This is a genomic window from Streptomyces sp. NPDC029041 (assembly GCF_040637515.1).
Taxonomy (GTDB): Bacteria; Actinomycetota; Actinomycetes; order Streptomycetales; family Streptomycetaceae; genus Streptomyces.
Genome location: NZ_JBEZWO010000001.1, coordinates 812,595 through 823,218, shown reverse-complemented (window position 1 = coordinate 823,218; position 10,624 = coordinate 812,595). Strand labels below are relative to the sequence as shown.

Annotated in this window: 9 protein-coding genes; all 9 read left to right on the top strand. The window is 67.9% G+C overall.

Annotated elements, in window-relative coordinates:
* A partial coding sequence (locus AB0F04_RS03565; protein ID WP_362037272.1) for a hypothetical protein occupies positions 1 to 290 on the top strand: 290 nt, incomplete at its 5' end.
* Between the two features lie 439 nt (positions 291 to 729).
* Entirely contained in the window at positions 730 to 1,884 is a 1,155-nt protein-coding gene (locus AB0F04_RS03560; RefSeq protein WP_362037352.1) for an acyl-CoA dehydrogenase family protein, read from the top strand.
* 148 nt (positions 1,885 to 2,032) lie between these two features.
* Entirely contained in the window at positions 2,033 to 4,654 is a 2,622-nt protein-coding gene (locus AB0F04_RS03555; RefSeq protein WP_362037271.1) for a bifunctional FO biosynthesis protein CofGH, read from the top strand.
* A gap of 5 nt (positions 4,655 to 4,659) precedes the next feature.
* Positions 4,660 to 5,328 (top strand): 2-phospho-L-lactate guanylyltransferase, encoded by a 669-nt coding sequence (gene cofC / locus AB0F04_RS03550; RefSeq protein ID WP_362037270.1) that lies wholly within the window; start codon positions 4,660 to 4,662, stop codon positions 5,326 to 5,328.
* A 17-nt stretch (positions 5,329 to 5,345) separates the two neighbouring features.
* A complete protein-coding gene (gene npdG, locus AB0F04_RS03545; protein WP_362037350.1) occupies positions 5,346 to 6,029 on the top strand; it encodes an NADPH-dependent F420 reductase in 684 nt (227 codons plus the stop codon).
* Positions 6,030 to 6,253: 224 nt separating this feature from the next.
* On the top strand, positions 6,254 to 6,481 hold the full coding sequence (locus AB0F04_RS03540) for a hypothetical protein (RefSeq protein WP_362037268.1): 228 nt from the start codon (positions 6,254 to 6,256) through the stop codon (positions 6,479 to 6,481).
* Positions 6,478 to 8,088 carry a cation acetate symporter gene (locus tag AB0F04_RS03535; protein WP_362037266.1) on the top strand — a complete coding sequence of 537 codons (1,611 nt, stop codon included), beginning with the start codon at positions 6,478 to 6,480 and terminating at the stop codon, positions 8,086 to 8,088. Before AB0F04_RS03540 ends, AB0F04_RS03535 begins: the two co-directional genes overlap by 4 nt.
* Before the next feature lie 333 nt (positions 8,089 to 8,421).
* Entirely contained in the window at positions 8,422 to 8,598 is a 177-nt protein-coding gene (locus AB0F04_RS03530; protein ID WP_362037264.1) for an isochorismatase family protein, read from the top strand.
* Positions 8,599 to 9,415: 817 nt separating this feature from the next.
* On the top strand, positions 9,416 to 10,615 hold the full coding sequence (locus AB0F04_RS03525; RefSeq protein ID WP_362037348.1) for a glycosyltransferase: 1,200 nt from the start codon (positions 9,416 to 9,418) through the stop codon (positions 10,613 to 10,615).
* Positions 10,616 to 10,624 lie beyond the last annotated feature (9 nt).

Genomic DNA, 10,624 nt, shown 5'->3' with positions numbered 1-10,624 from the left:
TGGCGCACACGTCTCCGATTCTGTCGGATGACCAGTTCGCGCGGCAGATCCGGGAGCTCAAGCAGCATGCGGCGGACCTGGGCCGTGATCCGGATACGATCGACATCGCCGCGCCGGGTACGGCGCGTCCGGAGGCGGATGCCTCGCTGGCGGAGCGGATCGATCACATTCACGCGCTCGCGGAGATCGGGGTGACCTGGACGTCGCTGGCCATCGATCCGACCTCGGCGGAGAAGGCACTCGACGACCTTGCCTACTACGGCGAGAACATCATCGCCGCGACCCGATGACACACCACCCACGCGTCAGTGGGTGACTGTGTGCGAAGCATCAACACACCACGGTCCAGGTGGCACAAGGCACCTGGACCTGACATCGGAGTCCACCCGGCGCCAGGCTTCAGCGCGCCCCCGTTCCTTCGGGGACGAGTTTCCTGATCGCTCACGGGGTGGACACCACAGGCGGCCCGAGTGCACCGGTCATCGTGTGTGCCGCCTCCCGCGCGAACGTGCATCCGCCGAAACGCAGCGACGGTCGTAGGGCCCCCAATCTTCAAAAGCCATGTCAGGGGGGACCACGCCGTCCTGGCGTGGGAAGCGCCTACCCATATGCACGATGCGAGGAGACACGATGCCTCATCGCTTGATCTGTCCGGCTGACAAGCCGCGGAAGGACCGGTGACCTCACGTGAACCGAGATCGCTCTCAGTCGAATTGCTCACCCGCTGGACTGAAGCGTGAGCTTTTCGACTCCTCTCACGATGAGTTCAGGGAAGTCGTCCGCCAGTTCGTGGCGGCCGAGGTGGTTCCCAACCTCGAACTGTGGGACGAGCAGGGCTTTGTCTCCCGCGAGTTCTATCTCAAAGCTGCAGAGGTCGGCCTGCTCGGTCTCGCGTTCGAGCCCGAGCACGGCGGTCTTGGCCTGGACGACTTCCGCTTCAGCGTTCTGATCAATGAGGAACTGGCGCGCGTCGGCGGTATCGGAGTGTCGATGGGGGTGTGCGGCCTCAACGATCTCGTCGGTCCGTACCTCACCTCGTTGGGCACCGCAGAGCAGAAACTGCGATGGTTGCCGGGTCTCGCGGACGGGTCGAGCACCATGGCGTTGGCGCTCTCGGAACCCGGCGCCGGCAGTGATCTCGGACAGGTGCAATGCCGAGCGGTGCCGGTCGATGGTGGCTACCTGCTCAGCGGCAGCAAGACGTTCATCAGCAATGGCATCACCGCGAACCGGTTCCTCGTCCTGACCCGCACGGACCCGGACGCAGGCCGTCGGGGCCTGAGCCTGCTGGTCGTCGACGCGAACAGTGCCGGGTTCGCTCGGGGCAACCCGATCAAGAAGATCGGCCTCTCCTCGCAGGACACAGCAGAACTGTTCTTCAATGACGTGTTCGTACCGGCCGACTGTGTGCTGGGCGAGCCGGGCACCGCTTGGACCGCGCTGATGGGCAATCTCGCGGTGGAACGGATGTCGGTCGCCGTGACGGCCCTGGCGGCTGCCGAGGGAGTGTTCACGGAGACCCTCGACTACGTTTCCGTGCGCCGCGCGTTCGGCCAGACCATCGGGTCCATGCAGTACAACATGTTCGGCCTGGCGTCTCTCGCCACGGAGCTGCGCACCAGCCGCGTTTTTCTCGACCACAGCATCATGCGAGTCGTGCAGGGCGAACTGTCCCCGGCGGAGGCGGCGATGGCCAAGTTCGCCGCCACCGAACTGCAGCAAAGGGTCGCGTACCGCTGCCAGCAGCTGTACGGCGGTTACGGCTACATGCGGGAGTACCCGGTCGCCCGCGCCTTCGTCGACGGCAGGGCATCGACGATCTACGCCGGCACAAGCGAGATCATGATGGAGATCGTCGGTCGTGACCTCGGACTCAAGTCATGACTCGCCCGGCGCCGTGCGGGACCACCGGACCTGCACGGCTGCAATCTTCGGCCGACCTCCTTGAAACGGCCATGGCCGACACCACGATCGGACCCCGATCACGCAGTTCGGTGCCAACTCCACCCGAGCCAGGACAGCTGTGAGCGACATGACCGGTTCCCATTCTGCAGACTCCGCCACCCGGCCGACCGAGAACTCGATGCGTCGCGCTCTGAAACGTGCCCGGGACGGTGTCGCTCTTGATGTGGGGGAGGCGGCGGTGTTGCTCCAGGCCCGTGGTGCGGCTCTGGAGGATCTGACCGGGTCCGCTGCCCGGGTGCGCGACGCGGGTCTTGTGCAGGCGGGCCGTCCCGGCGTCATCACGTACTCGAAGAGCGTCTTCATTCCGCTGACGCGGCTGTGCCGGGACAAGTGCCATTACTGCACCTTCGTGACGGTGCCCGGCAGGCTGCGCCGGGCCGGTCACGGCATGTTCATGTCTCTCGACGAGATCCTGGACATCGCCCGCAAGGGGGCCGCGCTGGGCTGCAAGGAAGCCCTGATCACCCTCGGCGACAAGCCCGAGCACCGCTGGCCGGAGGCGCGCGAGTGGCTCGACGCGCACGGCTACGACGACACCATCGCCTACGTCCGCGCCATCTCCATCCGCATCCTGGAGGAGACCGGCCTGCTGCCCCACCTGAACCCGGGCGTCCTGTCCTGGACCGACTTCCAGCGGCTCAAGCCGGTCGCGCCGAGCATGGGCATGATGCTGGAGACCACGGCGACCCGGCTCTGGTCGGAGCCCGGCGGCCCTCACTACGGCTCCCCGGACAAGGAGCCTGCCGTGCGGCTGCGGGTCCTGGAGGACGCCGGGCGCTGCTCCGTCCCCTTCACTTCGGGCATCCTCATCGGCATCGGCGAGACCTACGAGGAGCGTGCCGACTCCCTCTTCGCGCTCCGGCGCACGGAACGCTCGTACCACGCGATCCAGGAACTGATCATCCAGAACTTCCGCGCAAAGCCGGACACCGCGATGCGCGGCATGCCGGACGCCGAGCTGGACGAACTGGTGGCCGCCGTAGCAGTGGCCCGCCTGATCATGGGGCCGAGCGGCAGCATCCAGGCCCCGCCGAACCTCGTCGACAGTGAGTACGAGCGGCTCATAGCCGCCGGCATCGACGACTGGGGCGGCGTGAGCCCCCTCACCGTCGACCATGTCAACCCCGAGCGCCCCTGGCCGCAGATCGAGGAGCTGACCGAGCGCTCACGCAAGGCCGGGTTCGAGTTGCGTGAACGGCTGTGCGTGTACCCGGAGTTCGTAGGGCGCGGCGAGCCATGGCTGGACCCGCGGCTGCTGCCGCACGTGCGCGCGCTGGCCGATCCGGACACGGGCCTCGCCCGCCCGGACGCAGTGGTCGAGGGCCACCCGTGGCAGGAACCCGACGAGGGCTTCGTCGCGTCCGGCCGTACGGATCTGCACGCCACCATCGACACCGAGGGCCGTACGACCGACCGCCGCGACGACTTCGACGAGGTGTACGGCGACTGGGGCGCCCTGCGCGAGGCCGCCGCCCCCGGAATGGTGCCCGAGCGCATCGACACCGACGTACGGCAGGCGTTGCGGGTGGCGGCCGACGACCCCACGAAGCTGACCGACGCCGAGGCCCTGGCCCTGCTGCACACGGACGGCCCGGCGCTGGAGGCCCTGTGCAAGGTCGCCGACGACGTGCGGAAATCCGTGGTCGGTGACGAGGTGACCTACATCGTCACGCGGAACATCAACTTCACCAACGTGTGCTACACGGGCTGTCGTTTCTGCGCGTTCGCGCAGCGGCGGACGGATGCGGACGCCTACACGCTGTCCCTGGACCAGGTGGCCGACCGGGCCCAGCAGGCCTGGGAGGTGGGCGCGGTCGAGGTGTGCATGCAGGGTGGCATCCATCCGGACCTACCCGGCACCGCGTACTTCGACATCGCGAAAGCGGTCAAGGAGCGAGTGCCGGGGATGCATGTGCACGCATTCTCGCCGATGGAGGTCGTCAACGGGGCGACCCGCACCGGCCTGTCGATCCGGGAGTGGCTGACCGCGGCCAGGGAGGCCGGCCTGGACTCGATTCCCGGCACGGCCGCCGAAATCCTGGACGACGAGGTCCGCTGGGTGCTGACCAAGGGCAAACTGCCCACCGCGACCTGGATCGAGGTGATCGAGACCGCGCACGAGGTCGGCCTGCGCTCCTCGTCGACGATGATGTACGGCCATGTGGATCAGCCACGGCACTGGCTGGGCCACCTGCGCACACTGGCCGCCATCCAGCAACGCACCGGCGGCTTCACGGAGTTCGTGACGCTGCCGTTCATCCACGCCAACGCCCCCGTCTACCTGGCCGGTATCGCCCGCCCGGGGCCGTCGATGCGGGACAACCTGGCGGTCACCGCGATGGCCCGGCTGCTCCTGCACCCGTGGATACCCAACATCCAGACAAGCTGGGTCAAGCTCGGCACGCAGGGCGCGGCACGGATGCTGCGCTCGGGCGCCAACGACCTCGGCGGCACCCTGATGGAGGAGACGATCTCGCGGATGGCGGGCTCCTCCTACGGCTCGTACAAGTCGGTGAGGGACCTGACCGCGGTCGCACAGGCGGCGGGCCGTCCCGCCCGCCCGCGCACCACGCTCTACGGGCAGGTGCCCCGGGAACGGCAGCGGACGGCACAGGCATCCGACGGTCACCTGCCACAACTGCTGCCCGTACTGGACGTTGCGGTGGCGTCCGCGGCGCCGGGGGAGTGAGGGCCGTGGCGCCCGAGTGGACTGTCGTGCTGCCGGTGAAACCGTTGCACCGAGCCAAAAGCCGACTGGCCTTCTCGCGCCGGGAATTGGCTTGGGCTTTCTTCAAAGACACTCTTGTGGCAGTACTCGACACCGCCGCCGTCGCTCAGATTCTTGTCGTCACCTCTGACAGGAACGCAGCCGCCGAGGCGCGCTCCCGAGGCGCCACGCCCATCTCCGACCATCCTTCACGCGGACTCAACCGAGCTGTCCGCATCGCGGCCCTCTCCGCGGAGACCTTGGCACCGAAGCGTTCCATCGTCGTTCTGACAGCGGATCTGCCGGCACTTCGAAGCGCCGAACTGGATGAGGTCCTGGCGTCGGCCGCCGCCCACGATCGGACGTTCCTCGCGGACCACGGACGAGAGGGCACCACCCTGCTGGCGGCTGCTCACCCGCGACTGCTGAAACCAGCCTTCGAACACAACTCCCGCTTGCGTCACCTGCGCGGCGGCGCAGTCGAGATTACCGACGTGGAGGCGCCGAGCGTCCGTCTCGACGTGGACACCGTCGACGACCTCATGCTCGCCCTCCGACTCGGTGTCGGCGTCTACACCCGCGCCGCCATCGAGTCCACGATCCCCCTCACTCACGCTGTCCCACCAGCACATCCCAGAATGGATCACGAACCGTGAGCTTTCCTGACGCGCCCGTGCAGACGCCCGCGCCGGCACGAACAGCCTCCAGCGCCGTCGATGTCTCGCAGCTGACCGTCGGCATCCTGGGCGGAACCGGACCACAGGGCCGTGGCCTTGCCTACCGCCTTGCCCGAGCAGGACAAGCGGTCGTCATCGGCTCCCGAGCACCCGAGCGTGCTCAGGCCACGGCCGCCGAACTCGGCCTCACCGGATACTCCAACATCGAAGCGGCCCGGTACAGCGACATCGTGATCGTCACGGTGCCTTGGGAGGGACACGCGGCCACGCTCAAGGAAGTGCGCGAGGAACTGGCAGGCAAACTCGTCATCGACTCCGTCAACCCCCTGGGCTTCGACTCCATGGGGGCGTACGCCCTTCACCCCGAAGAAGGCAGTGCCGCCCAGCAGGCCGCCGCGCTTCTTCCGGAAGCCCGCGTCACGGCCGCCTTCCACCATCTGTCAGCAACTGTGCTGACGGACTCCGCCATCGACGCCATCGAGACCGATGTCCTGGTCCTCGGGGACAACCGCGCTGACACCGACACCGTCCAAGCCCTCGTCGACCGCATCCCCGGCATGCGCGGGATCTACGCCGGCCGCCTGCGCAACGCTCATCAGGTCGAGGCTTTGGTGGCCAACCTCATCTCGGTCAACCGCCGCTACAAGAGGCATGCCGGCCTCCGTATCACGGACGTGTGACTTCGTTCCGGTGCTTCCGTTGTGCCCTGCGATGACGGAAGTCCCTCAGATTCCGGAGCCCACGGCTCGGGTCCTTGTCTTTTCTCCCCGCTCAGGAGCAACACGTGTCATTCTTCGAAGCCCCGCCACACAGATCCGATGACTGTGGCTCCGGCCTGTCCGAGCACCCTTCACTGGCCCGGTTGCGCGTCGCGTCGGTGAGAGCACGTCGATGCTTGGTGGCGGTGAATGTCTCCGCTCTGCTCGCGCTCCTCCTGTTCGGCGACCAACTGGCCACTCATGTTGCCGGGCAGCTCCCGTGGGGCCTGGTGCTGGTCGCCTGCCAGGCGTTCACCGTGCTGGTATCCGTCGTCTGGTACGACCGGGCCTGTGCAGCCCTCGGCGATCGGTACGCAGATGAACTACGGGCCGTGGCCGGCACTTTCTCATCCGGTTCGGTGGTACGGCCGTGACCACGCACAGCGCTTCGATGCTCGCCTCCGGCGGCCTCGGGTCCCCTGTGAGCGCGTTCCTTCTCGTCACCTGCTGCGCCTTCTTCCTCTGCCTGGTGATCGGAGTCCGTGACGCCGACGACCGGACCGCCGACTTCTTCGCTGCCGACCGGTCATTGCCGATGGTGCAGAACGCCCTGGCCATGAGCGGTGACTACATCTTGGTGACATCATTGTCCGCACCGGTCGGCATGATCGCGTTGAATGGTTACGACGGTTTGGTCGCTGCGGCATGCGCCGTCACCGGCCTCGTGATGCTGGCACTGCTGGCCGAACCACTGCGCAACACCGGGCAGTTCACTTTGGGTGGCGTTCTGGAAAGGCGTACGCCGGGCTCCCGCGTGAGGATTGCGGGCGGAGTGGTCACGCTGGTGGTGTGCGTGCCTCTCACCGTCGTCCAACTCACGGTGGCCGGCCATGCCATCTCCTTTCTTCTCGGGCTCCACGGATCAGGATCCGCGCTGGCTTGCACGGTGATGATCGGTCTGCTGATGATCACTTTCGCGGCGTTCGGGGGGATGCGGGGGAGCAGCATGCTGGCGGCGGGCAAGGCCCTGCTTCTGTTCGCCGTGCTCGCAGCGGCGGCACTCGTTGTCGTCCGGCGCTTCGACTGGAGTCTCGGGGCTCTGCTGTCGGCGGCCGCTCAGGGCAGCGGCAGAGGCGATGCCTTCGGCACGTCCGGGTTGCTGTTCGGTGCGTCGTCGACCGGGAGACTGGAGTTCATCTCCGTGTGCCTCGCCGTCACGCTCGGCTCAAGTGTCCTTCCCATGATGCTGATGCGTGTGAGCGCCTCACGAAACGGGCGGTCCTCCCGTCGCTCGGTCCGGCACGCCACCCTCTATCAGGTGCTGTTCTGGGGGGTACTGGTGGTCCTCGGGCTGGGAGCCGCGGCTCTCGTGGGCGGCGCTGCCATCGGTGCGAGCGACGCCACAGGCAACACAGCGCTGCTGATGCTGTCCGCACAGATCTCCGGCGGCCGCGAAGGCCTCATGTTCACCTTTCTGTCCTGCGCGGTGTTCCTTGCCTCTCTGGGATCGGTGGCGGGGCTGACCCTGGCCGGCGCAGCCTCGCTGGTCCGTGACGTCATTGCGCGAGAGCGTCTGCGGGTCTGGGTGAGCGAGGGACGCGAAGTGGCCACAGCACGCTGGACGGTCGTCGGCCTCGGGGTGATGAGCGTGTTGCTCGCTGTCGTGCTGCACCAGTGGCGGCTGGTGTTCCTCGTCTCCTTCGCCGTCACGGTCGCGGCCTCGGTCATCCTTCCCACCTTGCTCAAGACCCTTTTCGGGAGAGGCGTCACCCGCACGGGGACGCTCTGGTCCCTGTACGGCGGACTGGCCTGTTGCATCGTGCTGCAGCTCGGAAGCCCGACAGTGTCGGGCACTCCGACGGCACTGTTTCCTGATCTCGATTTCCAGTGGTTCCCGCTGCAGAACATCGGGGTGGTCACCGTTCCCGTCGGGTTTCTGCTGGCGTGGGCGGGCAGCCGGTTCAGCCGTCGGGCGGCGACGGACGGAGCCGATCACGCTGCGAGCGAGGTGAGAACGCTCACCGGCATCGACATCACCTGATGGCGGGACTGGTGAAGGTACGGCCGGGCGCGGGGCCGGTCAGTCCCGCTCAAGCCAGGTGTTCGCAGGGCGTCACACGCGGATAGGTCGGCCGGGCCGCCGTGCCGGACACCGCGCTGCTCATCGTCGACCTGAAGGTGGCTCCTTGGGCAGAGGCCCACGACGCCGAGGCCTGCTTTGCACGCGTCGCCGAACTGACTGGACGCGCCCTCGCGGCCGGTGTACCGGTTGTCTATCTACGGCTGCGGGTCGACCTCCCCGATGCCGGCCGAACTGCTCGACATCCATCGGCGGTGGCTCCGGAACCGGACAACATCGTGGTCGACCAGGACAGTGCCGACTCCTTCCCAGGCCACACCGCTCGACGAGCTCCTGCGTGACCACGGAGTGCGGCGGGTGGTCGTGACCGGCTCCGCCACCGAGTACTGCGTCGACTCCACCAGCCGCAGCGCGCTCTCGTGCAGCTGCGACCTCGTCCTGGTCGCAGACGTCCGAGCGCGGGCCAGGTGATCGGCCACCGCAACGCGGTCTTCGCCACGATCGCCTACGCAGCCCGCATGATCCAGGTGCTTCCGGCCGTCAAGGTGGACCTCGCCGAGGAGTCGACGGCCGGACAGCACCGCCGGCTCGTGACCCTGTCCGTCAGGTCGTCGCTTCAGGGCTCTGGCTGGCGTCCGCGGAAGTCTCCGCCGAGTCGGGAGCGTAGAACACGGATGAGCCCTGCTGGTTGCGCTGGGCGTGGTTCTCGGCAACCAGTCCTTCAAGGGCCGTGCGTACGACGGTTGTCTTGAAGCCGCCTTCGGGGTGCTGCTGTGCCAGGGCCTCGGCGCTCTCGGCGGCGGAACGAGGTTCGCTCCGGACGGCCAGGACTGCGCGTGCCAGAAAGACCAGTGAGGGTTGCCGAGACGCGCGTCTGCTTCGCGCGCGTAAGGACGAGCCGGCCCGAGCGCGTCATCCCGCGGCGGCAGCGGTCGTGGACCGCGATCGCCGTACACGACCGTTTCCAGGGTGGTTGCACAGCGTTCTCTCGGCGGTTTCCCCGGGCGCTGACCTCGTCCTCCCAGCTTCCCTCGCAAGGATCGGCGCCGTACCCCGCCGTTGGGTGGCGGACGAACTGGCAGCCGACTCTCCGTCAGTTCACAGCTGTCTCCCCGGGTTTCCCCTGCCGTACCGGTCAGAGTCGACCGGCACGCCGCCAGAACGCGGGTGTGCACGGGAGCCGTACCCACCGACCCCCATCACTGAGGAACCCATGACGCAGACATTCCGTAGCTTGCGCACGCCTCGGAGTTTCCAGCCGCCAGCACCCGCCGACGGCGCGGATCCCATCGCGACGCGTACGCCGACCGTCGAAATCGTCATCCCGGTCCACAACGAGGAACGCGCGCTGCCCGGCTGCGTCCGGACCCTGCACGCGCGGCTGCGCGACGAGTTGCCCTACCCCTGGTTGATCACCGTGGCGGACAACGCCAGTGTCGACGGGACCCTCGCGGTGGCCCGGGAACTCTCCGGGGAACTGCCTGGTGTCGGGGTCGTGCACCTCGACCGCAAGGGACGCGGGCTCGCACTGCGCACTGTCTGGGGGTCCAGCGCCGCCGAGATCGTCGTCTACATGGACGTCGACCTGTCTACCGGCCTCGACGGGCTGCTGCCGCTGATCGCCCCGCTGGCCAGCGGCCATTCCGACCTCGCCATCGGCAGCCGGCTCGCCTCCGGTGCGCGCACCGTGCGTGGACCGCGCCGGGAGCTGATCTCCCGCTGCTACAACGCGCTGATCCGGCTCACCCACGGCGCAGGCTTCAGCGATGCCCAGTGCGGATTCAAGGCCGCCCGCACCGACGCGCTGCATCCCCTGTTGTCGAAGACCGAGGACGACGCCTGGTTCTTCGATACCGAACTGCTGCTGCTCGCCGAGCACAACGGACTGCGTATCCATGAGGTTCCCGTCGACTGGGTGGAGGACGTCGACACCCGGGTGGACGTCGTCAGCACCGCGACCGATGACCTCAAGGGCTTGTGGCGCATGGCCCGCCTCAAGGCGTCCGGTGCCGCCCGCGTCCCGGTCCCGGCCCGCCCGCGACCGGCCCCTGAGCACCCCGACGCGGTCCTGGCCGCCGACGCGGACCGTTCCGCGCTCGCCTGGCAGATCACCTGCTTCGTCGTCATCGGCATCGGCTCGACCGTCGGGCAGGCCCTGCTCTACTGGCTGTTGCGCGGCTGGTGGCAGCCGGCCGCGGCCAACTTCGTGTCGCTGCTGGTGCTCACGCTCCTCAACACCGAGGCGAACCGACGACTCACCTTCCGCTACTCCGCGGACGGTGTCGGCGCAGGTCGCGCTCATACGGGCGCGGGGGCCCTGTTCGTCGTCGGCTACCTGATCACCTCGGCGGCCTTGCTGGTCTTCCGGAACGCCGTGCCGGACGCGTCGGCCGCCGCCGAGACCCTCGTCCTGGCCGTCTCCTCGGTCCTGGTGACCGGCATCCGCTTTCTGGTGCTGAGGCTGGCCGTGTTCCACCGCCCGTCCTGACCCCTGCCC